The organism is Curtobacterium sp. GC_Cur_3, from assembly GCF_026544205.1.
In the GTDB taxonomy this organism is placed as follows: Bacteria; Actinomycetota; Actinomycetes; order Actinomycetales; family Microbacteriaceae; genus Curtobacterium.
Map to the genome: position 1 here is coordinate 1 of NZ_JALNUI010000012.1, position 22,367 is coordinate 22,367.

18 protein-coding genes are annotated in these 22,367 nt (G+C 71.4%); 10 read left to right on the top strand and 8 right to left on the bottom strand.

Going from position 1 to position 22,367, the window contains the following annotated elements; genetic code table 11:
- The first annotated feature begins 345 nt into the window (after positions 1-345).
- The 3 genes from OXR63_RS07935 to OXR63_RS07945 all read left to right on the top strand — a co-directional run bounded on the left by OXR63_RS07935 (position 346) and on the right by OXR63_RS07945 (position 3,580).
- Entirely contained in the window at positions 346-1,503 is a 1,158-nt protein-coding gene (locus OXR63_RS07935) for a sensor histidine kinase (protein WP_267421690.1), read from the top strand.
- A complete protein-coding gene (locus OXR63_RS07940) occupies positions 1,500-2,822 on the top strand; it encodes a hypothetical protein (protein ID WP_267421692.1) in 1,323 nt (440 codons plus the stop codon). Before OXR63_RS07935 ends, OXR63_RS07940 begins: the two co-directional genes overlap by 4 nt.
- An 86-nt stretch (positions 2,823-2,908) precedes the next feature.
- A complete protein-coding gene (locus tag OXR63_RS07945; protein WP_071271083.1) occupies positions 2,909-3,580 on the top strand; it encodes a response regulator transcription factor in 672 nt (223 codons plus the stop codon).
- Between the two features lie 357 nt (positions 3,581-3,937).
- On the opposite strand, the gene OXR63_RS07950 is transcribed toward OXR63_RS07945, so the two are convergent.
- From OXR63_RS07950 to OXR63_RS07965, 4 genes are all read right to left on the bottom strand, one after another.
- Positions 3,938-5,203 (bottom strand): MFS transporter, encoded by a 1,266-nt coding sequence (locus tag OXR63_RS07950; RefSeq protein ID WP_267421694.1) that lies wholly within the window; start codon positions 5,201-5,203, stop codon positions 3,938-3,940.
- Positions 5,204-5,472: 269 nt separating this feature from the next.
- Complete coding sequence (locus OXR63_RS07955; protein WP_267421696.1) at positions 5,473-5,664, bottom strand: hypothetical protein; 192 nt, start codon at positions 5,662-5,664, stop codon at positions 5,473-5,475.
- A gap of 109 nt (positions 5,665-5,773) precedes the next feature.
- A complete protein-coding gene (locus tag OXR63_RS07960) occupies positions 5,774-6,088 on the bottom strand; it encodes a thiamine-binding protein (protein WP_267421697.1) in 315 nt (104 codons plus the stop codon).
- Positions 6,085-7,428, bottom strand: a complete 1,344-nt coding sequence (locus OXR63_RS07965; RefSeq protein ID WP_267421699.1) for a glycosyltransferase family 87 protein — start codon at positions 7,426-7,428, stop codon at positions 6,085-6,087. Before OXR63_RS07965 ends, OXR63_RS07960 begins: the two co-directional genes overlap by 4 nt.
- Positions 7,429-7,491: 63 nt before the next feature.
- Between OXR63_RS07965 and OXR63_RS07970 the strand changes: the two genes are divergently transcribed.
- Positions 7,492-8,211: a YceI family protein gene (locus OXR63_RS07970; protein ID WP_267421701.1), complete on the top strand. Its 720-nt coding sequence runs from the start codon at positions 7,492-7,494 to the stop codon at positions 8,209-8,211.
- Between the two features lie 170 nt (positions 8,212-8,381).
- Positions 8,382-9,359, top strand: a complete 978-nt coding sequence (locus tag OXR63_RS07975) for an SDR family NAD(P)-dependent oxidoreductase (protein WP_267421702.1) — start codon at positions 8,382-8,384, stop codon at positions 9,357-9,359.
- Positions 9,360-9,377: 18 nt separating this feature from the next.
- Here OXR63_RS07975 and OXR63_RS07980 read toward each other — a convergent pair whose 3' ends face one another.
- The 3 genes from OXR63_RS07980 to OXR63_RS07990 all read right to left on the bottom strand — a co-directional run bounded on the left by OXR63_RS07980 (position 9,378) and on the right by OXR63_RS07990 (position 12,560).
- Positions 9,378-10,391: a TerC family protein gene (locus tag OXR63_RS07980; protein WP_267421703.1), complete on the bottom strand. Its 1,014-nt coding sequence runs from the start codon at positions 10,389-10,391 to the stop codon at positions 9,378-9,380.
- 222 nt (positions 10,392-10,613) lie between these two features.
- Complete coding sequence (locus tag OXR63_RS07985; RefSeq protein ID WP_267421705.1) at positions 10,614-11,480, bottom strand: SDR family oxidoreductase; 867 nt, start codon at positions 11,478-11,480, stop codon at positions 10,614-10,616.
- Between the two features lie 234 nt (positions 11,481-11,714).
- Positions 11,715-12,560 (bottom strand): ADP-dependent NAD(P)H-hydrate dehydratase, encoded by an 846-nt coding sequence (locus tag OXR63_RS07990; RefSeq protein WP_267421707.1) that lies wholly within the window; start codon positions 12,558-12,560, stop codon positions 11,715-11,717.
- A 24-nt stretch (positions 12,561-12,584) separates the two neighbouring features.
- On the opposite strand from OXR63_RS07990, the gene OXR63_RS07995 reads away from it, so the two are divergent.
- The 4 genes from OXR63_RS07995 (at position 12,585) to OXR63_RS08010 (ending at position 16,885) form a co-directional block, all read left to right on the top strand.
- Positions 12,585-13,223 carry an HAD family hydrolase gene (locus tag OXR63_RS07995; protein ID WP_267421710.1) on the top strand — a complete coding sequence of 213 codons (639 nt, stop codon included), beginning with the start codon at positions 12,585-12,587 and terminating at the stop codon, positions 13,221-13,223.
- Positions 13,220-14,302, top strand: a complete 1,083-nt coding sequence (locus OXR63_RS08000) for an NADH:flavin oxidoreductase/NADH oxidase (protein ID WP_267421711.1) — start codon at positions 13,220-13,222, stop codon at positions 14,300-14,302. The genes OXR63_RS07995 and OXR63_RS08000 overlap by 4 nt, the downstream gene beginning before the upstream one ends.
- Before the next feature lie 169 nt (positions 14,303-14,471).
- The gene (locus OXR63_RS08005) at positions 14,472-15,848 is read left to right on the top strand and encodes a hemolysin family protein (protein ID WP_267421713.1); all 1,377 of its coding nucleotides are present in this window, start codon (positions 14,472-14,474) and stop codon (positions 15,846-15,848) included.
- Positions 15,845-16,885 carry a hemolysin family protein gene (locus OXR63_RS08010; protein WP_267421715.1) on the top strand — a complete coding sequence of 347 codons (1,041 nt, stop codon included), beginning with the start codon at positions 15,845-15,847 and terminating at the stop codon, positions 16,883-16,885. Before OXR63_RS08005 ends, OXR63_RS08010 begins: the two co-directional genes overlap by 4 nt.
- 118 nt (positions 16,886-17,003) lie before the next feature.
- Here OXR63_RS08010 and OXR63_RS08015 read toward each other — a convergent pair whose 3' ends face one another.
- Complete coding sequence (locus tag OXR63_RS08015; RefSeq protein ID WP_267421718.1) at positions 17,004-18,443, bottom strand: GuaB1 family IMP dehydrogenase-related protein; 1,440 nt, start codon at positions 18,441-18,443, stop codon at positions 17,004-17,006.
- A 144-nt stretch (positions 18,444-18,587) separates the two neighbouring features.
- On the opposite strand from OXR63_RS08015, the gene OXR63_RS08020 reads away from it, so the two are divergent.
- Positions 18,588-22,349, top strand: a complete 3,762-nt coding sequence (locus tag OXR63_RS08020; protein ID WP_267421719.1) for a multifunctional oxoglutarate decarboxylase/oxoglutarate dehydrogenase thiamine pyrophosphate-binding subunit/dihydrolipoyllysine-residue succinyltransferase subunit — start codon at positions 18,588-18,590, stop codon at positions 22,347-22,349.
- Positions 22,350-22,367: the final 18 nt, after the last annotated feature.

Here is a 22,367-nt window from a genome sequence, read left to right on the forward strand (position 1 = left end):
GCGTGCCCCGCACGCCAGGCGTGCCCCGCACGCCAGGCGTGCCCCGCACGCCAGGCGCGCCCCGGGCCCCGCGGTGACAGCCCCCGCTGTCCACTCACCGCGTTCCCGCCACGCCGCGCCCGGCGATCCACACTGCGGCCCGACTGTCCGCGAACCGCCCACGACACCCGTTGCGCACGGTCTGTCCACGTTCGTCGTGACGACATCGTTGCCAAACCGAACAACCGGGCGTGCCGAACACCCCCCAACGAGTGCCGCTCGTGGAATGATGACTGAGCGTCCACTTCGGATGCCTTCCCGTACGACCCTCGCTCCACCGACGAGGACAGACGCTTCAGGACCCCGATGGAACCCTTGGCTCAGGAACGCGACCGGTTGCTCCGGTCGACGACCCGTGTCGTCGGCATCGTGTGCACCCTGGTCAGCCTCGTCGGGGTGCTCTGCGCCTTCGCCGTCCCGGCCGGTCCGCTCGCCATCGGCGTCGCGTGCATCGTCGTGATGCTCGGGGCGCTCGTCGCCTTCGGGTGGAACGGTGCCGTGTGGTGGACCGCGCTGACGCAGGTCTCCGGCCTCGCCGCGCTCGTCGTCCTGCTCACGAACGCCCAACCCGACCTGCGCCAGGTCGTCGCCAGCGCGCTGGTCCCCCTCGCCGCCGGCGGGCTGTCCTCGATGCTGATGGCCCAGCGCGGCCACCTGGTCGGCCTCGCGCTGACGATCCTCGGCGGCGGGGCGTCGCTCGTCATCATGACCACCGCGACCGGCTCGGTGCTGTCCTCCCCCGTCGGCGGCACCGCCCTCGGCTGGGTCCTCACCGCGGTCGTCGCCTACTGGATCTCGCGCAGCATCCCCCGCGTCGCCCGCCGCATCTACAGCATCGGCACCGCCCACCGCGCCGAACGGCAGGCCAGCGAGACCGAGGCCCAGCGCCGCCAGGGTGCCCGACTGCTGCACGACACGGTCCTCGCCACGCTGACGCTCCTGGCCCACTCCGGCGTCGGGGTCTCCGAGCAGGCCATGCGCGAACAGGCCGCCGAGGACGCGCGGCTCCTCCGCCACCTCCGCCTCGGCGCGACCCCGCAGCCGTCGCAGTCCGGCGACTACTCGCTGACCCGGGCCGAGGAGTCCCCGCTCGGGCAGACCCTCGAGTCGGTCAAGCAGCGCTTCGGCCGCATGGGCCTCGAGGTCAGCTGGCACGGCACCGGCCAGGTCCTGCTCCCCACGCAGGTGCTCGACGCCTTCCTGCTCGCCCTCGCCGAGTGCCTGGAGAACGTCCGTCGCCACGCCGGCGTCGCCGAGGCCCACGTCACGATCGTCCACGACAACGACATGGTCCGCGCGATGGTCACCGACTCCGGCGTCGGGTTCGAGATCGGCACCATCGACGAGGAACGTCTCGGCTTCAAGGAGAGCGTCGTGAACCGTCTCCGCGAGGTCGGCGGCGACGCCCGCCTGTTCTCCGCGCCGGGCTCCGGCACCACCGTCGTCCTGGAGGCGCCCCGATGACCCGCACCCCCGAGGACACCATCGGTCGCAGTCTGCCCGGTGAGACCAGACAACCCGCGCCGCGGACCCGCCGGGAGGCTCGTGAGCGGTACCGGGGCACGGAACGTCGGCAGGCGCGCGGCCTCCCCTCCACCTCCACCGGTGCGCGGTCGCTGCGGCAGGCCGCCAAGCCGGGAGCGTCCCTCGGTGCGGGGCACCTCGGCCTCGGCGCGGCGGTGCTGACGGCGCTCGAAGCGGTCTCCGGCATCGTGTTCTTCCTGTCGCGGTGGTCCCAGTACCAGGACCCGTGGCTCCCCGCCGCCGGCTGGATCCTGTTCGTCATCGCCGCGGTCGGCGTCGGGCTCAGCGTCATGACCTACGGCGAACGACTCACCGGCGTCGCGTTCGCCCTCATCTGCGTCGTGCTGAGCTGCGTCGTCACGCTCGACTTCATCGGCATCTGGCCCGAGCACGACCTCGCCCACACGGCCAGCGCCTCGGTCGCCGCCGGGTTCGCGCTGTTGCCCGTCGCCACGCTCCGCCCCGCACGGGAGGTCGCTGCCGCGATCGCCGTCCTCGCGCTGGCCTTCGTGGGGATGTCGATCGCGTCGACCCCGATCACGACCGACACGATCCCCGGGCTGTTCTCCCTGCTGGCGCTCGTGATCGTGCCGCCGTCGGTCGCCATCTTCGTGACCCACCGGTTCCGGCAGCTCGTGCAGCGCGAACTCGACCGGGTGCTCGTGCAGTCGAACGTCGGCGCGCCGCAGTTCGCCGTCGGGATGCTGGCCTCGGACGAACTCGCCAGGCTCGACCTCGCCGCCGAGAAGCTCCTCGACGCCGTGGCGAACGGGACCGACCCCCTGCCGTTGTCCGACGCCTCGTCGTCGGTCGCAGCGTCACTCGCCACCGAACTCCGACTGCACCTCATCGAGGGCCGCCGCGAGACCTGGCTCTACCACGCGATCACGGAGTCCGACCACCTCGGCCGGGCCGTCAGCGTCGCCGACCCGAGCTCCCTCGCCGGGCACCTCACGCCCGCGCAGCGCGACGGACTGCTCCAGGCGCTGTGGCAGATGGTCGGTGACGGCCGCGGGCACCAGCCAGGCGTCCCGGTGGTCTCCGTCACGCTCGGGCCCGTCGGCACCGCGGGACACCCGGTCTCCGACGAGACCATGGACGTGCCGATCGTCATCGAGTCCCGCGGCGTCCCACGCCGACGACTCGGCCCGCCTGCGTGGAGCGGTCTGCAGCGCATCGGGCCCTACACGGAGAACGTCCGCGAGGGCGTCCTGCACATCGTCGCCCACTGCGTCGTCAGCCGTCACCCGAACATGTGACCTGCCGGACACCCTGACCACCTGCGCCTCCAGCGTGCAGTCGACCTCTAGGCTCGGCCACGCAGACCACGAGAAAGGACGCCGACATGGCGACTCCAGAGGAACCGATCCGACTCGCACTCGTCGACGACCACAGGATGCTCCTCGGCGCGCTCACCGAGTGGATCCGGGGCGCCGCCGACGACATCACGCTCGTCGCAGCGGTCACGACCTGGCCGGAGCTCCTCACGAGCCCCGCGTTCCCGGTGGACGTGGTGCTCCTCGACCTCGACCTCAAGGACTCCATCCCGGTCTCGCTGAAGATCTCGACGCTGAAGACCGCCGGCGTGAAGACCGTCGTGATGAGCACGTACTCGGAGCCGAACGTCGTGCGCGAGGCCCTCGGGTCCGGTGCCCTCGGCTACCTCGTGAAGAGCGAGGACGCGGACATGATCGTCGAGGCCATCCGCTCCGCCCAGCGCGGCGAGCAGTACGTGTCCGCGGAGCTCGACCTCGCGATCAACTCCGGCGACGTCGGTGGCGTGCCGAAGCTCAGCGCGCAGGAGCGCCGCGTCATGGCGCTCTACGGCGGTGGCGAGCCCGTGAAGAGCGTGGCGTACCAGCTCGGCATCTCCGAGGAGACCGCCAAGAGCTACCTCAAGCGCATCCGCGAGAAGTACCGTGTGGCCGGCTTCGACGTGGGCACGAAGGTGGCGCTCCGGAAGCGGGCGATCACCGACGGCATCATCGTCCAGGACGGCAGCCCCCACGGCCTGTAGCCCGACCCGCTGAACCCGTTTCGCTGAGATCGCACTCCGTGTCGCCTCGGTCCCGCCGGACCCGACACGAAGTGCGATCTCACCATTTGGGGGGCTGCCGACCGCGCCGCCGCGCCGCTGCACCCCCGCCGAGCGGTCGCAACACCCCGCTCAGGTCCGCCGAGCGGCCACGGTTCGTCGCTCGCCGACGCCGCGACCGACGAGACGTGACCGGTCGGCGCCGCACCGTCGGGGTGTCGTGACCACTCGGCGGAGGCGCCACCATGCTCTGGTCCGCTGAGATCGCACTCCGTGTCGCCTCGGTCCCGCCGGACCCGACACGGAGTGCGATCTCAGCGCGCAGGACCGCGCGCGGGGTCAGCCGACCGGGACCGGTGCGGTGATCGGCCCCGTGGAGGGGTGCTTCGCAGCCGCTGCCGCACGCCGGTTCGTCCGACGCTCGACCCCGTAGCTGATCGCCGTCATGCCGACACCGAGCAGCGCGAGCCCGATGCCGAGCCACCCCGGCGCGACGAAGCCGAACCCGGCCGCGATGACCGCGCCACCGAGGGCCGCACCGAGCGAGTTGCCGATGTTGAACGCCGAGTGGTTCAGCGCCGCCGCTATGGTCCTGGCGTCACCGGCCATGTCCATCAGGCGGGACTGCACCGCCGGCGGGATCGCGGACGAGGTCGCACCGAGCAGCAACGCCCCGACGAAGACGCCGACGGTCCACTGCGCGGTGAGCACCATGAAGAGCAGGGACGCGATCAGCGCGAACATGCCGATGTAGATCGTGCGCTTCACGCTGTGGTCCGCCAGGTGCCCGCCGAGCACGCCGCCGACGACCATGCCGAGTCCGACCACGACGAGCACGAGCGGCACGACGCCCTCGGGCAGGCCGGTGACGTTCGTGACGAGCGGCGAGATGTACGAGTAGACGGCGAAGAACCCGCCGAAGCCGACGGCCCCGAGCCCCATCACGAGCCAGACCTGCGGCACGCGGAAGGCACTGAGCTCCCGGCGGATCGACGCGGACTCGTCGCGGACTGACCGCGGGACGAAGGCGGACACGGCGAGGAAGGTGGCGGCGAACAGGACGGCGACGACGCCGTAGGCCACGCGCCACCCGGACATCTGCCCGATCCAGGTGATCGCGGGCACACCGATGACGTTCGCGACCGACAGCCCGAGCAGGACCATCGCGATGCCCCGGCCGCGCTTGCCCGGCCCCATGATGTCGCCGGCGACGATCGACGCGATGCCGAAGTACGCACCGTGCGGGAGCCCGGCGACGAAGCGTGCGACCAGGACGAGCCCGAACGAGGGCAGCACCGCGCTGGCGACGGTCGCGACCACGAACCCGACGAGCAGCACCATGAGCAGGCCCTTGCGGGGGAACCGGGCACTCATCGCGGCGATGGTGGGGGCGCCGACGACGACGCCGAGCGCGTAGGCACTGACGAGCCACCCGGCGTGCGCGATGCCGGCGTCCGGGTCGGCCGAGTACTGGGTCGGCAAGAGCGCGGCGGCGATGTTCGGCAACAGGCCCATCGCGACGAACTCGGTCGACCCGATGGCGAACCCGCCGAGGGCGAGTGCGGTGATCGCGAGCGCGCGTCGCGCCGGCGTGAGCTGGGACATGGTGCCTGGTCTTCGAACGAGGTGCGGGCGGGACCGGCCACGGACCTGGTCAGGCGCGCAACTGGCGGAGCGGCGTCGACGGGGCCGTCCGAGGCCCGGCGTCCGAACCGCATCGTCACGACCGGCGTCTGTGCCGGCCCGTTCGGCGGTGAACGGAAGCGACCGAGACGCCAGAGCGACCCGGTCGGTTCAGTGTAGACCGCTCCAACGCACCGTCGAAAGCCCTCGGCCGAATCGATTCGAGCCCGTCGTCGAACAAGTCCGTACGGTCAGGCCGCGCGACGCTCCTCGGACGGCTGCCGGCCGGCACGACGCGACGACTCCGACGGGTGCTCCTCACGGTGCACCCACCCGACGCCGCACTCGGTGCAGGACGCCCAGGCGTTGCCGGAGCCGGACTCGTCCGAGTCGATGACGACCGTTCGCAGGTCACAGTCGGGGCACCAGCCGTCGTGCATCATCACGGTCTCCTCGTAGGTCCGGGTCGGGACACCCGGTGTGTCCGTCTGCAGGCCATGACACACCCGACCACCGACATCATCGGGACCCGGGCGGCGTGTCGTGGAGGACTCAGGAACCGCCCTCGAGCGCCGTCTCCAGGCGTGCGACCTTGCCCTCGAGCTCGCCCGTGTACCCGGGCCGGATGTCGGCCTTGAGCACGAGCGACACCCGCGTGCCGAAGGCCCCGACGGCCTCGGTGGCGGCCTTGACCACGGCCATCACCTCGTCCCACTCCCCCTCGACCTCGGTGAACATCGAGGACGTGTGGTTCGGCAGCCCGGACTCGCGCACGACCCGCACGGCCGCCGCGACGGCGTCGTGCACGGACCCGTCCGGCTGCTCGGAGGGACCACCGGACGGGGCGACGGAGAACGCGACGATCATGCGCCCATCCTGCCCCGCGACGCGGGGTCCGGACCAGACCCGGGAAGGTGGTCCGAGCCTCCCGGCCGGCCGACCGGACCCGACCCGGCCCAAGGACCCCACCCGCGCGACCCAGTCAGCGGACGCACCCCGCGCCGCCCGCCCAGCCCGAGCCGCACCACGGCCACGACGGCCCACACGAGGATCGCGACCTCGAGCGCGTTCCGCACGGTCAGCACCACGAGGATCCACGGCTGCACGGTGAGCACCTGGTCGTACCAGCCCGGGTAGACGAGCTGCGTCAGCAGGGCCATCGGCAACGCGGCGACCGCCACCGGCAGGAACCGCCTGGCACTCCCCCGCCCCGCGACGAGCCCCCACACGATCGGCACGGCGAACCACCCGACGTACTGCGGCGACCCGACCTTGTTCGTCGCGACGAGGGCCGCGACCAACAGCAGCGCGAGCACCGGCGCCACCTCGGCCCGACGGGCACCCCGGCCGACGGCCCACGCGGCGAGGACGACCCCCGCGACGACGACGAGCGCCATCAGGGGCGTCGACACGGCTGCCGCCAGGTGTGTCCCGGTGCCGGAGACCTCGAACGTCAGGATCTCGGTGTCGTAGAAGACGGCCGCGCCGGGCACGTGCGCGGCAGCGGCCCACATGAAGGGCGTCGCGAGCGGTGCCTCGATCTGCAGCGCCCGGCCGCTCTGCTGACCGATGAACGAGAGCAGGTGCGCCGCTCCGCCGAAGAGCACGTCGACGAGCACGACCAGCGCGGTGACGGTCAGCGCCCCGGTCAGCACGCCGGTGCGGTGTCCGCGCCGGAGGACCAGGAGCACCCCGACGAGCGCCGCCGGCCACACCTTGACCCACGCCGCGACCGTGAAGACCGCGGACGCCACGGCCGGCCGCGACGCCACGAAGCAGACCCCGACCAGGGCCACGGCAGTCGCGACGGTGTCGATCCGCCCGAGCCCGATCGGGCCGAGCGCGAGCAGGAACACGAGCCACCACCAGACGACCCGCACGCCGAGCGCCCGGAACCGCCACAGGAACGCGCAGGCCACCGCGTCGAGCAGCACCATCAGCACGAGCCAACCGGTGCCGATCGAGGCCACACCGCCGATCGCCGCCGCGGCCATCGGCACGATCGCGAGGATCGGGTACACCCAGTCCGAGTCCATCCCGACCCAGAAGTGGGAGCTCAGCCCGGTCTCGATCCAGCGCCGGTAGGTGATCGTCACGTCACCGAGCGGCAGGTTCGCGGTGACCGTCGTCAGCCACCACAGCACCAGGTGCACGGCCACGAACGCGACCCCGAAGCCGGCGCGTTCGGACCACCTGGACAGCTGCACCGGACGAGCGTAGCGGCACTGGTCCCCAGGAGCTCCCGAGGGTGACGTGTCAGCGTTCGGCGTGTGACCCCCTCATCCCGGCCCCGGAACGCACCCCGGCGCAAGGCCGTCATCTGGATCTCCGTCGTCGTCGGCGTCGCCGTGCTCGCCGTCGTGGGCACCGTCATCGGCACCTCGGTCTACTCGAACACCGAGAACGCGAAGGCCTCGGCCACGCCGACCGTCGCCGCGACCCGGGCGCCCTCCACGCTCGAGACGACGACCCTGTCGGGCGACTGGGCCGTCGGTGGTGACTCCGAGGCCGGGTACCGCCTGCACGAGGTGCTCAACGGGTCCGACGTCACGGTCACCGGCCGCACGAAGAGCGTCTCCGGCAGCGCGAAGGTCGACGGCACCGCGATCGCCGCCGCGACGATCCAGGTGCAGGTCGGCGACATCAGGACCGACTCCGAGCAGCGCGACTCGTACTTCCGCGACTCCGCGCTCGACACGTCGGCGTTCCCGACGGCCACCTTCACCCTCACGAAGCCCGTCGAGGACGCCGTCCCGACCGGCACCGCCACGAAGGAGGTCGAGGCCACCGGGAACCTCACCCTGCACGGCGTGACGAAGCCCGTCACCGCGACGCTCGAGGTCGGTCTGAGCGGCGACGGGGTCGACATCTCCGGGACGATCCCGATCACCTTCGCGGACTTCAGCGTGCAGGCACCGAGCCTCGGCTTCGTGAAGGTCGACGACGCGGGAGCCGTCGAGTTCCTCGTGCACGCGACGCCGCAGCAGTAGCCGCGCACCCCACCGGACTGGAGGCCCGGCGCCGGTCCGGCACCGAGCCTCCAGTCCGCCCGTGGTCCCGTTGGTGACCGGGGCGGCTTGCGAAACGGAAGATCGTTCCGTATCTTTGCGGAACGCCGTTCCACTTCGGGGCGCACCGTCCGACGAGAGGCTCCACCACCATGATCTCCGACCAGCACCCCATCGACTCCGGGTTCACCGCAGCGTCCACCGCGACCGACGTCCTCGCCGGCCTCGACCTCACCGGACGACACGTGGTCGTCACCGGCGGCCACAGCCGCCTCGGACGAGCGGTCTCCCGCGCCCTCGCAGCCGCCGGGGCCTCGGTCACCGTCGCCGCGCGCGACACCGAGCGTGCCAGCGCCGCCGTCGCCGACCTGTCCGGCGTCACCGTCGAGCAGCTCGACCTCACCGACCCCGCCTCGATCGACGCCTTCGCCGGACGCTGGACCGCGACCGGGCGTCCCCTGCACGCGCTCGTGAACAACGCCGCGATGCTCTTCTCCCCCGAGCTCCGGCTCGACGGCCGCGGCAACGAGCTGTCCTTCTCGACCACGCACCTCGGGCACTTCCAGCTCACGCGGGCACTCCTGCCGGCGCTCCGTGCCGCGGACGGCGCCCGCGTGCTCACCGTCACGTCCGGAGCCGCGCGGTTCGGGCAGATCCGCTGGGACGACCTCGCCTTCACCCGCGGGTACGACGCCGGTGCGGCCTACGGGCAGTCCAAGCGGGCGAACGTGCTGTTCACGGTGGAGCTCGACCGACGCCTCGCCGACGAGGGCATCCGGGCGTTCGCCGCACACCCGGGCGTCATCATCGGCCCCGGCCCGCACGACCCGTCGCGGCTGGCGTCCTACCGGGAGCAGGGCCTCGTCGACGCGGACGGCACGACGGTCATCGACCCCGCCGTCGGCAAGAAGACCATCGAGCAGGGTGCGGCGACCCTGGTGTTCGGCGCGGTGAGCCCGGCGCTCGACGGCATCGGCGGCGTCTACCTGAAGGACAGCGACGTCGCCGTGCTCGACGACACCGTGCGCCCGTTGACCGCGTCGAGCATCCCGTCGGACGCGAACTCCGCGATGCTCGACGACACCGATGCCTGGCGACTCTGGAACGTCACGGAGCAGCTGCTGGCCTGAGCGTGGTCGTCCGGACGATCAGTCGGCCGCGCGCGCCGGCTCGACGTCGTCCGGAGTCACCGACTGCTCGTGCCGGATGCGCACGACGCTGGCGATCGTCGAGACACCCATCGCCGCGACGATGACCACGAGCGAGACCCACGTCGGGATCTCCGGCGCCCACGCGATGTGCGCGCCGCCGTTCAGGAAGGGCAGCTCGTTGCCGTGCAGTGCGTGCAGGACGAGCTTCACGCCGATGAAGGCGAGGATGAACGCGATGCCGTACTTGAGGTAGACCAGCCGCTCCAGCAGCCCGCCGAGCAGGAAGTACAGCTGCCGCAGGCCCATCAGGGCGAAGACGTTCGCGGTGAAGACGATGAACGGGCTCTCGGTGATGCCGAAGATCGCCGGGATCGAGTCGAGGGCGAACAGCAGGTCGGTGGTGCCGATCGCGATGAGCACGACGAGCAGGGGCGTGAAGTGCCGGACGCCGTCCTTGTGCGTGCGGAACTTCATCCCGTCGAACGTGTCCGTCAGGCGCACGCGACGGCGCAGCAGGCGGACGATGAAGCCGTCCTTCTGGTCCGCGTCCTCGTCCTCGCCGCGGAGCTGCTGGATCGCGGTCCACACCAGCCACGCGCCGAAGATGTAGAAGATCCACGAGAAGTTCTCGATGAGCTGGGCGCCGACCAGGATGAAGATCCCGCGCAGCACGAGCGCGATGATGATGCCCAGCATGAGCACCTCTTGCTGGATCTTCTTCGGAACCGAGAACCGCGCCATGATGATGACGAACACGAACAGGTTGTCGATGCTCAGGCTGTACTCGGTCAGCCAACCCGCCAGGAACTGCCCCGCCGGCTCACCGCCCGCGAAGACCAGCATCGCGACCGCGAACACGAGCGCGAGCCCCACGTAGACGCCGACCCAGACCGCCGACTCCTTGAGCGTCGGCACGTGCGGACGCCGTGCCACGATGAGCAGGTCCGCGAGCAGGATCAGGACGAGCGCGACGATCGAGCCGACTTCGAACACGACGGGGAGTTCGGGCATTGCGTGGTGGTCCTTGCTGCTGGTGGGACTCGCTGAACAGACGTCAAGGATAGGCGACGCGGGCCGCGGCGAGCGCTCCGCGAGCCATGCGCGACAAGATCACTGTCGTACGACATCCGCGTTGTCGCGCCGCGCCCGGGCAGGACCCGCGCGCGACAACCTCGCTGTCGTACGACCTCGACGATGTCGTTCCGGGTCGAGCACCTCGCCCGACCGACGACCTCACAACCCGAACCCGCCGTCCGTCGTGAGGACCTGCCCCACGACCCAGCTCCCGGCCGAGGTCGACAGCCACCCGATCAGCTCCGCCGGGTCCTGCGGCGCCCCCACACGACCGAACGGCGTGCTGGCGACGGAGGCGTCGAGGTCCTCGAGCGACCGGTCCGTCGACTCCGGGTCCATGTAGCCCGTGTTCACCGGCCCGGGGTTGATCGTGTTGAGCACGATCCCGAGCTCGAGCAGCTCCGCGGCGACGGTCGGCGTGACCCCGGCGAGCGCGGCCTTGCTCGTGGCGTAGGCCACCTCGCCCCGCATCGCGCCGTGGATCTGCCCGGAGGTCATCCAGAACACATGGCCCTGCGCCTCGGCGTACGGCCCGTTCCCGACGATCCGGTCGCCCGGTCGGCTCGGTTCGTCGCGGTGCGGCGCCCGGAGCCGCGCGAACTCGGCCGTGAGCAGCAGGGTGGAGCGCGCGTTGACGTCCCAGAAGGCGTCGAGCCGCTCGGGCGTCATGTCGAGGACGCTGCCGTCGTCGCCGCTCTTCGCGTGGTTGCACACGAGGACGTCGAGTCGTCCGGTGAGCCCGACCGCCGTGGCGATGACGTCGGGGATCGCGGCGGCGTCGGACAGGTCAGCGCCGACGTCGGCGAACCGGGCGCCCTCGGTCAGGTGCTCCCGGACACCGGCGCGGACCGCGTCGAGGTCGTCCCCACCCCACGGCAGGTCCAGGTCGTGCGGTCGGTGGTGGTGGATGACGACGTCGGCGCCGAGGGACGCGAGCTTCGTGGCGACGGCGTACCCGATGCCACGGCGTCGGGAGACTCCGGTGACGAGGGCGGTCTGGCCGTGCAGGGGCAGGGATGCGGACATGGTGAACCTCTCGATGGCGCCGCAGGAGGGCGCGTGGGTGGGATCGGAGACGGTTCAGCGGCACTGCATGGCCAGGACGCTACCGGGTGGGGGCGCACGCTGGCAACGCCGGTGTCGGCGAGCGCGGCGCGCACTCCACCGGACGGGAGGCTCCCCACCGGTCCGGCAACGAGCCTCCCGTCCGTGACGTGCGAACGCCCGCACGCGACGCGCGAGAGGCGCGAGCGGACGGCGTCAGGCCTGCGCGTCGCCGTCCACGACGAGGTCGCGCACGACGCCCGGGAGCGCCTCGATGAGCGTCGTCATCGTGAAGGGCCCACCGCCGGACGCCCGCCGGGCCGCCGTTCCGTGCACCACCGCGGCTGCTGCGGCCAGGTGGGCGAGGTCCGAGGGACCGACCTCGCTGCTCCCCGCGCGGCTGGCGACGAGCGCTCCGAGCACCCCGCCGAGCACGTCACCGGCACCGGCGGCCGCGAGCCACGGCGTGGCGGACGACGCCACGAGCCGGACGGACCCGTCGGGTGTGACCACGTGCGTGTCGGCGCCCTTGAGGAGCACGACGCTGCCCGTCCGTTCGGCGGCTCGGAGCGCGGATCCCTGCGGGTCGGCCTCGACGGACTCGCGGGAGACGTCGAGCAGGGCGCCCAGCTCCCCCGCGTGCGGCGTCAGCACCGCGAGCGGACCGAGGTCGACGAGCGGGATGGCCCCGGCGTCGACGACCACCGGGACGCCGTCGTCGGACGCGTGCGCGAACGCGGCAGCGGTCGCGGGGTCGAGCGAACCGAGCGAGGACGCGGAGATCCCGGACCCGACGAGCCAGGCCTGCACGCGGCCCACTCCGGACACGACCTCGGGTCGACGGGTCAGCACGAAGTCGGTGGCGCGGTCCGGTCCGACGTACCGGACCATGCCGACGCCGGTGTGCACGGCAGCGTCGACGCCCATCACCGCGGCACCCGGGTAGCGGTCCGAACCGGTCGCGACGCCGAGCACGCCGCGGCGGTACTTCGTCGAGTCCCCGGTCGGCGCGGTGACCCAGGCGGCGGCATCGGACACGGAGAAGGGCACGAAGTCGTTCATCGTGCCCACGTTACGGTGGGGCGCATGAGCCTGTCCCTGCCTGGTCGTGTCGTCGTGTTCGACTACGGCGAGGTGATCAGCCGGACACCGCACGCGGCACGCCAGGCCCTGCTCGCGGCGACGGGCCTGACCGCCAACGAGCTGTTCCCCGTGTACCAGGAGCTCCGGCACGACCTGGACCGCGGCGACCTCTCGGTCCTCGACTACTGGCGCGCGATCGGCGAGCGCACGGGCCGCACGTGGTCGGTGAGCCAGGTCCACCGGTTCTGGGCGCTCGACTTCACCGGCTGGTTCGAGGTCGACCCGGAGGTGCTCGACCTGGTCGAGGAGCTGCACGACGCCGACACGCGGCTGGCGCTGCTGTCGAACGCCGGGTTCGACTTCGGCGACCCCTACCGCCGGTCCCCGATGGGCTCGCTGTTCGAGACCGTCGTGGTGAGCGCCGAGGAGCACGTGCTGAAGCCCGACGCGTCCATCTACCGCGACACCTGCGCGCGACTGGGAATCGACCCGGCGCAGATGGTGTTCGTGGACAACAGGGCCGAGAACGCCACGGGCGCGGAAGCGATCGGGGCGGTCGGCCACCACTACACCTCGCCGGCAGCGCTCCGCACCTTCCTGGAGCAGCTCGCCGACGCACCTGACGAAGGAGCCACCGCGTGACGCACGCCCTGTTCGAGCCGATCACCATCCGCGACCTGACGGTCCGCAACCGCATCTGGGTCTCGCCGATGTGCCAGTACTCGGTGGACCGGCAGGACGGCGTCCCGACGCCGTGGCACCTCGTGCACCTCGGCGGGTTCGCCAAGGGCGGCGCGGGCGCGGTCGTGCTCGAGGCCACGGGTGTCGTGCCCGAGGGCCGCATCACCCCGCAGGACCTCGGGCTCTGGAACGACGAGCAGCGCGACGCCTACCGTCCGATCGTCGACTTCATCCACTCGCAGGGCGCCGCCGCGGGCATCCAGCTCGCGCACGCCGGCCGCAAGGCGTCGACGTACCGCCCCTGGGACGCCACGCACGGCACAGTCCCCGCGGCCGAGGGCGGCTGGACCACGGTGGCCCCGTCGGCCGTGGCCTTCGACGGCTACGACGTCCCGCGTGAGCTCACCACCGAGGACATCCGCCTGGTCGCGCTCGGGTTCGCCGCCGCCGCGCGCCGGTCGGTCGAGGCCGGGTTCGACCTCGTCGAGCTGCACGCCGCGCACGGGTACCTCCTGCACCAGTTCCTCTCACCGCTGAGCAACCACCGCACCGACGAGTTCGGCGGGTCGCTCGAGAACCGTGCCCGTGCGCTGCTCGACGTCGTGGACGCCGTGCGCAACGAGGTCGGCGAGGGCTTCCCGGTCGTCGTCCGGTTCTCCGCCACCGACTGGACCGAGGGCGGCGTGACGCTCGAGGAGACCGTCCAGGTCGCACGCTGGGCCGCCGAGCACGGTGCCGACCTGGCCGACGTCTCGACCGGCGGCAACGTGGCCTCGGCCCCGATCCCCGTCGGCCCCGGCTACCAGGTGCCCTTCGCCGCCGGCATCAAGCAGGGCGCCGGCATCGGCACCATCGCGGTGGGCATGATCTCCGAGGCGTTCCAGGCCGAGCAGATCGTGGCGACCGGGCAGGCCGACGTCGTGATGGTCGGACGCGAGTTCCTCCGCGACCCCTCGTTCGCGCTCCGGGCCGCGCGTGAGCTCAACGTCGAGATCGACTACGAGCCGCAGCAGTACCACCGAGCATCCGTCACGAAGTGAGCGCTTTCTCGGCATCCGCCGACTGAGCGCCCGGTACGATGACACTCACTGTGGACGATCCTCCGAATCCTTCTTCGCCCCATCACTCATCCGGCGCTCACTCGGTGAGCTGCCCTGACTCATCGCGCGCCCGACGCGCCGTCCGCCTCGACGACCGGGGGTGGCGACGATGAGCCCCGTCGACGTCCTGATGCTCGTCGGCGGCATCCTGCTGACCCTCGGCACCGGTGTGTTCGTGGCGTCCGAGTTCTCGCTCGTGAACCTCGACCGCGCCGACGTCGAGGCCCGTCGTGACCGCGGCGAGGCCGGCCTGGCGCCGGTCATCGGCGCGCTCAAGGTCACCTCGACGCACCTGTCCAGCGCCCAGCTCGGCATCACGCTGACCACCCTGCTGACCGGGTACCTGCTCGAGCCCTCGATCGCGAAGCTCCTCGAGGCCCCGTTCCTGGCGATGGACCTCCCCGAGGGCGTCGTCGAGACGGTGGGGTCGATCGTGGCGCTCGTCATCGCGACGCTGCTCTCGATGATCCTCGGCGAGCTCGTGCCGAAGAACTTCGCCCTCGCGCTCCCCCTGCAGACCGCACGCCTGGTCGTGCCCCTGCAGATCGCGTTCACCACCGTGTTCAAGCCGGCCGTCGCCGTCCTGAACGGCACGGCGAACGCGGTGCTGCGCGCGCTCGGCATCGAGCCGCAGGAGGAGCTCTCCGGTGCCCGCAGCGCCGAGGAGCTCACCTCGCTGCTCCGTCGGTCCGCGTCCGAGGGGTCACTCGAACAGGACACCGCGACGCTCCTGCAGCGCACGCTGTCCTTCTCCGAGCTCGACGCCAGCGACGTGATGACCCCGCGCCCGCGGCTCTCCACGATCCGCGTGTCCGAGTCGGCCGAGGACGTCATCGCCCTCGCCCGCCGCACCGGCTTCAGCCGCTTCCCCGTCATCGAGGAGGACGCGGACGACGTCGTCGGCCTCGTGCACGTCAAGCAGGCCGTCGCGGTCCCGCGGGAGAAGCGCCCGGACGTGCCGGTGGGCGCGCTGATGACCGACGCCGAGCGGGTCCCCGAGACGATGCCCGGCGACACCCTGCTGACCGAGGTCCGCGGTCGCGGCTACCAGATGGTCATCGTCGTCGACGAGTACGGCGGGACCGCCGGGGTCGTCACGCTCGAGGACCTCATCGAGGAACTCGTCGGCGAGGTCTCCGACGAGCACGACCGCGCCCGCATCGACGTGGTCCGCTCCCGCAACTGGCTGACGTTCCCCGGGCTCCTCCGCCCCGACGAGCTCGAGGACCGCGCTGGCGTGAAGGTGCCGGAGGACGGCCCCTACGAGACCGTCGGCGGCTTCGTCATGTCGACGCTCGGCCGTCTGCCGATCGTCGGCGACGAGGTCCCGCTGCCGGACGGTGTCTTCCGCGTCGAACGCCTCGACGGCCGCCGGGTGGACCGCATCCGCTGGACCCCCACCCCGGTGGACACCCCGCCGGACGGCGTGACCGTCCCCACGACCGGCAAGGGCACGACCAAGACGAAGAAGGAGGCCACCCGATGAGCTCCGACTGGTGGGGGATCTTCTGGCTCGTCGTCCTGCTGATGGGCAACGCGTTCTTCGTCGCCGCCGAGTTCGCCGTCATCTCCGCACGCCGCTCGCAGATCGAGCCCCGGGCCGAGGAGGGCTCCCGCGCCGCACAGATGACCCTGTGGGCGATGGAGCACGCCACCCGGATGCTCGCGACGACCCAGCTCGGCATCACCGTGTGCTCGCTGCTCATCCTCAACGTCTCCGAGCCGGCGATCCACCACCTGCTCGAGGGCCCGCTGCACCTAACCGGGTGGAGCGTCGAGGTCATCGGCATCGTGGCGTTCGTCTTCACGCTGCTGCTCGTGTCGTTCCTGCACGTGGTGTTCGGCGAGATGGTGCCGAAGAACATCTCGTTCTCGATGCCCGACCGCGCCGCGCTGCTCCTCGTGCCGACGCTCTGGTACATCGGCCACGGCCTGCACTGGGTCGTCGTGGGCCTCAACGAGGTCGCGAACGCCGTGCTCCGGCTCTTCAAGGTCGAGCCGAAGGACGAGGCCGTCAGCGCCTACACCGTCGAAGAGGTGCAGACCATCGTCGAGCAGTCCCGTCGCGAGGGCACGCTCTCTGACGACGGCGGCACGCTCCGGATGGCGTTCGAGTTCACCGAGAAGAAGGTGAAGGACATCGCCCTGCCGATGTCCGAGCTCGTCACCCTGCCCGACGTCGCCACCCCCGGTGACGTCGAGCGGGCGGTCGCGCAGCGCGGGTTCTCCCGCTACGTGCTCGTCGGCGACGAGGGCGAGCCCACCGGCTACGTCCACGTCAAGGACGTCATCGACCTGCGTCCGGACGAGTTCGACGACCCGGTGCCGCCGAAGCGCATCCGCCAGCTCATCTCGCTGTACACGGAGATGGACCTGGAGGACGCCCTCGCCACCATGCGCGCCGCCGGCCGCCACGTGGCCCGCGCGTTCGACGCGGAGGGCCGCACGACGGGCGTGCTGTTCCTGGAGGACATCCTCGAGGAGCTCGTGGGCACCGTCGAGGACGCCACCCGACGCCGGTAGACGCACCCGACAGACAGACGGGAGGCTCCCCACCAGCTGGTGGGGAGCCTCCCGTCCGTCCGTGGTCGGCTACCAGCTGACGGGCCAGCCGAGGGTGCTGTCTTGCCCTCGTCCGGCGCTACCAGCTGACGGGGAGCGGCTTGCCCTCTTCGTAGCCGGCGGCGGACTGGATGCCGACGAGCGCGCGCTCCGAGAACTCGGCCAGGCTGGTCGCCCCGGCGTAGGTCGCGGAGCTGCGCACGCCGGTCGTGATCATGTCGAGCAGGTCCTCGACGCTCGGCCGCTCGGGATCGAGGTAGATCGTCGAGGACGAGATCCCCTCGGCGAACAGGGCCTTGCGTGCCCGCTCGTACGGGTCGAGCCGCTCGAAGCGCTCGCGGACGGCCTTCGCCGACGCCATCCCCCAGCTCTCCTTGTACGCGGCGCCCTTCGCGTCGCGGCGCAGGACGCCGGGGGCCTCGAGGGTTCCGGCGAACCAGGAGCCGATCATCACCGAGCTGGCACCAGCGGCGAGGGCGAGGGCGACGTCGCGCGGGTACCGGACGCCGCCGTCGGCCCAGACGTGGGCGCCGAGGGACCTGGCGGCTGCGGCGGTCTCGAGCACGGCGGAGAACTGCGGACGGCCGACCGCGGTCATCATGCGCGTGGTGCACATGGCCCCGGGGCCGACGCCGACCTTCACGATGTCGGCGCCCGCTGCGACGAGGTGGGCGACGGCGTCGGCGGTGACGACGTTGCCGGCCACGAGCGGGATGCCGAGGCGGAGTCCGGACACGGCGCGGAGCGCACGGAGCATGCCCTCCTGGTGGCCGTGCGCGGTGTCGAGCACCAGGACGTCGACGCCGGCGCTCGCGAGGGCCTTCGCCTTGGCGGCGACGTCGCCGTTGATGCCGATCGCTGCGGCGACCCGGAGTCGACCGGAGGCGTCGACGGCCGGACGGTAGATGTCCGAGCGGATCGCGCTCGTCGGGCTGGTGGTGCCGACGACGTGCCCGTGGCGCATGACCGGGGCGAAGTCGACGTCGGCGGCGGTGAGGACGTCGTAGACGTGGCGCGAGGAGCCCGCGTCCTCGGCGTCGACGGCGGTCGAGGCGCCGTGCAGCAGGTCGCGGAGCGTGGCGTCGGGGCCGGCGGTGCCGAGGCGGGTCGCGGGGACGCAGCCGAGGTACTCCCCCGAGCCGTCCCGCACGACGACCCCGCGGCCGGCGACCGGCAGCAGCTGTTCGAGGGTCTCGGCGACCGTGGTGTCGGCGCCCATGTCGATCGCGGTGTCGAAGTCGACCGGCTGGTCCTTGACCCAGCGGATCGCGGCGTCGAGGTCCTGCAGGTGCATGTCCTGCGGCAGGACCCCGAGGCCACCGCGTCGGGCGAGGGTGGCGGCGAGACGTGGACCCGTGACCGAGTTCATGTTCGCGCTGACGATCGGGATGGTGGTGCCGGTGCCGTCGTTCGACGCGAGGTCGACGTCGAACCGGCTCGTGACACCCGATCGACTGGGCACGAGGAAGACGTCGGAGTAGGTCAGGTCGTGCGTCGGCCGGGTCTCGTAGAACCTCATGCCGACCACCGTACTGCGCCGACGACATGCCTCGACCTGACACCGGACGGTCAAGCGGGAACGGCTACGCTGGACGTCGTGCGGGGCAGGGTTGCGTCGCACGACACACACGAGCATCAATCGACGGAGAGTGGGCGATCGGCTGTGTCGAGCCATCTGACCGGAACTGACGAGACCGCGGGCGAATTCGGCGCGAACGAGTGGCTCGTGGACGAGCTCTACGAGCAGTTCCTCGCCGACAGGGACTCGGTCGACAAGTCGTGGTGGCCGGTCCTCGAGAGCTACCACCAGAGCGGGAAGGGCAGCGCCGCCGCTCCCGCCGGTGACACCGCTGCTGGTGCAGCTGGCGCTGGCGCATCGCAGCCGGCACCCGCAGGGGCCCCGGCGGCTCCTGCCGCGTCGGCACCCGCGGCTCCCGCCGAGGGCAAGGGCGGGCAGATCCAGGCCCGCACCACGTCGAAGCAGCCGTCCCCGCAGCCGATCCCGGCCGAGGCGAACGACCAGACCGACGAGCACGACGAGACCCACGAGGACGTGGCCACCCCGCTCCGTGGCATGGCCAAGACCCTGGCGTCGAACATGGACGCCTCGCTGACCGTGCCCACGGCGACCAGCGTGCGGACCATCCCGGCGAAGCTGATGATCGACAACCGCATCGTCATCAACAACCACCTGCGCCGTGCCCGCGGCGGCAAGATCTCCTTCACGCACCTCATCGGCTGGGCCATGGTGCAGGCGCTCAAGGACACCCCGAGCCAGAACGTGTTCTACGAGGACCGCGACGGCAAGCCCTTCGTGGTGCAGCCCGCGCACGTGGGCCTCGGCATCGCGATCGACGTCCCGAAGAAGGACGGCACCCGCTCCCTCCTCGTCCCGAGCATCAAGCGCGCCGAGTCGCTGACGTTCGGCCAGTTCCTCTCCGCGTACGAGGACCTCGTCAAGCGGGCCCGCGACAACAAGCTCACGCCCGCGGACTTCCAGGGCACGACGATCTCCCTGACGAACCCGGGCGGCATCGGCACCGTGCACTCGGTCCCCCGCCTGACCAAGGGCCAGGGGTCGATCATCGGCGCCGGCGCGCTCGAGTACCCGGCGCAGTTCCAGGGCTCGGCCGCCAAGACCCTCGTCGAGCTCGGCATCGGCAAGACCATCACCCTGACCAGCACCTACGACCACCGCGTCATCCAGGGCGCCGGGTCGGGCGAGTACCTCAAGCGGGTGCACGAGCGGCTCATCGGTGAGCACGGCTTCTACGAGGGCATCTTCTCCGCGCTCCGGATCCCGTACAAGCCGATCCAGTGGGCGAACGACATCAACGTCGACCTGGCGCACCGCGTCAACAAGACGGCCCGCGTGCAGGAGCTCATCAACAGCTTCCGGGTCCGCGGTCACCTGATGGCCGACATCGACCCGCTCGAGTACCGGCAGCGCACGCACCCCGACCTCGAGATCGAGAGCCACGGGCTGACGTTCTGGGACCTCGACCGCGAGTTCGTCACCGGCGGACTCGCCGGCACCACGAACGCGCCGCTCCGCGACGTGCTCGGCGTGCTCCGCGACGCCTACTGCCGCACGGTCGGCATCGAGTACATGCACATCCAGGACCCGGAGCAGCGCCGCTGGATCCAGTCGCGCATCGAGGTCCCGTACAGCAAGCCCTCGAAGGAGGAACAGCTCCGCGTCCTCGGCAAGCTCAACGAGGCCGAGGCCTTCGAGACCTTCCTGCAGACCAAGTACGTCGGCCAGAAGCGCTTCTCGCTCGAGGGCGGCGAGTCCACCATCGCCTTCCTCGACACCCTCATCCAGCACGCGGCGGTCGCCGGGCTCGACGAGGTCGCGATCGGCATGGCCCACCGCGGTCGCCTCAACGTCCTGACGAACATCGCCGGCAAGACCTACGGCCAGATCTTCCGCGAGTTCGAGGGCACCACGCTCCCGGGCTCCGTGCAGGGCCAGGGCTCCGGTGACGTGAAGTACCACGTCGGCACCGAGGGCGTCTTCCGCGCGTCGGACGGCACCACGATCCCCGTCACGATCGCGGCGAACCCCTCCCACCTCGAGGCCGTCGACGGCGTGCTCGAGGGCATCGTCCGCGCCAAGCAGGACCGCGGCCCCGCCGGGGTCTACGGTGTGCTCCCCGTGCTCGTGCACGGCGACGCGGCGATGGCGGGTCAGGGCGTGGTCGTCGAGACCCTCCAGATGTCCCAGCTCCGCGGGTACCGCACCGGCGGCACCGTGCACCTGGTGATCAACAACCAGGTCGGCTTCACCACCCCGCCGGACCAGGCGCGCACCTCGGTGTACTCCACCGACGTCGCCAAGACCATCCAGGCGCCGATCTTCCACGTGAACGGCGACGACCCCGAGTCCGTCGCCCGCGTCGCCGACCTGGCGTTCGCGTACCGCGAGGAGTTCCACCGCGACGTCGTCATCGACCTCGTCTGCTACCGCCGCCGCGGCCACAACGAGGGCGACGACCCCTCGATGACGCAGCCGCTCATGTACAACCTCATCGAGGCCAAGCGCTCCGTCCGCACCCTGTTCACCGAGGCCCTCGTCGGCCGCGGCGACATCACGCAAGAGGAGTACGACGAGGCCCACCGCGACTTCCAGGACCGCCTCGAGCGGGCCTTCGCGGAGACGCACGAGGCCCAGACCGGCACGATCCCCGTGATCGAGGTCGACGACGACGGCGCCGTGCAGGGGCTCGAACGACCGGCAGCGCAGCGCGACGACTCCGAGCACGAGGCCCGCGACACCGCGATCTCGCAGGAGCTCGTCGAGCTCATCGGCGACGCGCACGGCAACCCGCCCGCCGGGTTCCAGGTCCACCCGAAGCTGCAGGCCCTGCTGACCAAGCGCACCGAGATGACCCGCAAGGGCGGTGTCGACTGGGCGATGGCCGAGCTGATGGCGATCGGGTCGCTCCTGACCGAGGGCAAGCCCGTCCGGTTCGCCGGGCAGGACGCCCGGCGCGGGACGTTCGTGCAGCGCCAGGCGGTGTTCCACGACCGGACCAACGGCCAGGAGTGGCTGCCGCTGTCGAACCTGACCGAGGACCAGGCCCGCTTCTACATCTACGACACCCTGCTCAGCGAGTACGCGGCGATGGCGTTCGAGTACGGCTACTCGGTGGAACGCCCCGACGCGCTCGTGCTCTGGGAAGCGCAGTTCGGCGACTTCGCCAACGGCGCCCAGACGGTCATCGACGAGTTCATCTCCTCGGCCGAGCAGAAGTGGGGCCAGCGCTCCGGCCTGGTCCTGCTGCTGCCGCACGGCTACGAGGGCCAGGGACCCGACCACTCGTCGGCCCGCATCGAGCGCTACCTGCAGCTGTGCGCGCAGGACAACATGGTGGTGGCACGTCCGTCGACCCCGGCGTCGTACTTCCACCTGCTGCGTCGTCAGGCGTGGGAGCGCCCGCAGAAGCCGCTCGTGGTGTTCAGCCCGAAGGCGATGCTCCGACTCCGTCAGGCCACGAGCCCGGTCGACGCCTTCACGAGCGGCACCTTCGAGGAGGTCATCGACGACGCCACCATCACCGACCGTGGTGCCGTGCGCCGCGTCGTGCTCCACTCGGGAAAGGTGCACCACGACCTCCGCGCCGAGGCCGAGAAGCGCGGGATCACCGACGTCGCCCTCGTCCGGCTCGAGCAGCTCGCACCGCTCCCCCTCGACCGACTCCTCGAGGTCCTGGCGGGCTACCCGGACGCCGAGGTCGTGTGGGCCCAGGAGGAACCGGAGAACCAGGGCGCCTGGCCGTTCGTGTGCATGAACCTCTCGCCGCACCTCGACGGCCGTCCGCTGTCGGTCGCGTCCCGTCCCGCCAGTGCCGCACCGGCCACCGGGTCGTCGAAGCGCTCGTCGCAGGAGGCCTCCGACGTCATCACGAAGGCGCTCGGCTAGCAGCACACCACACCACGA

Bases quoted from the DNA above. Each gene is read 5' to 3' on its own strand.
- OXR63_RS07935 (WP_267421690.1), top strand. From the start codon at position 346: ATGGAACCCTTGGCTCAGGAACGCGACCGGTTGCTCCGGTCGACGACC.
- OXR63_RS07940 (WP_267421692.1), top strand. From the start codon at position 1,500: ATGACCCGCACCCCCGAGGACACCATCGGTCGCAGTCTGCCCGGTGAG.
- OXR63_RS07945 (WP_071271083.1), top strand. From the start codon at position 2,909: ATGGCGACTCCAGAGGAACCGATCCGACTCGCACTCGTCGACGACCAC.
- OXR63_RS07950 (WP_267421694.1), bottom strand. From the start codon at position 5,203: ATGTCCCAGCTCACGCCGGCGCGACGCGCGCTCGCGATCACCGCACTC.
- OXR63_RS07955 (WP_267421696.1), bottom strand. From the start codon at position 5,664: ATGATGCACGACGGCTGGTGCCCCGACTGTGACCTGCGAACGGTCGTC.
- OXR63_RS07960 (WP_267421697.1), bottom strand. From the start codon at position 6,088: ATGATCGTCGCGTTCTCCGTCGCCCCGTCCGGTGGTCCCTCCGAGCAG.
- OXR63_RS07975 (WP_267421702.1), top strand. From the start codon at position 8,382: ATGATCTCCGACCAGCACCCCATCGACTCCGGGTTCACCGCAGCGTCC.
- OXR63_RS07980 (WP_267421703.1), bottom strand. From the start codon at position 10,391: ATGCCCGAACTCCCCGTCGTGTTCGAAGTCGGCTCGATCGTCGCGCTC.
- OXR63_RS07985 (WP_267421705.1), bottom strand. From the start codon at position 11,480: ATGTCCGCATCCCTGCCCCTGCACGGCCAGACCGCCCTCGTCACCGGA.
- OXR63_RS07990 (WP_267421707.1), bottom strand. From the start codon at position 12,560: ATGAACGACTTCGTGCCCTTCTCCGTGTCCGATGCCGCCGCCTGGGTC.
- OXR63_RS07995 (WP_267421710.1), top strand. From the start codon at position 12,585: ATGAGCCTGTCCCTGCCTGGTCGTGTCGTCGTGTTCGACTACGGCGAG.
- OXR63_RS08005 (WP_267421713.1), top strand. From the start codon at position 14,472: ATGAGCCCCGTCGACGTCCTGATGCTCGTCGGCGGCATCCTGCTGACC.
- OXR63_RS08010 (WP_267421715.1), top strand. From the start codon at position 15,845: ATGAGCTCCGACTGGTGGGGGATCTTCTGGCTCGTCGTCCTGCTGATG.
- OXR63_RS08015 (WP_267421718.1), bottom strand. From the start codon at position 18,443: ATGAGGTTCTACGAGACCCGGCCGACGCACGACCTGACCTACTCCGAC.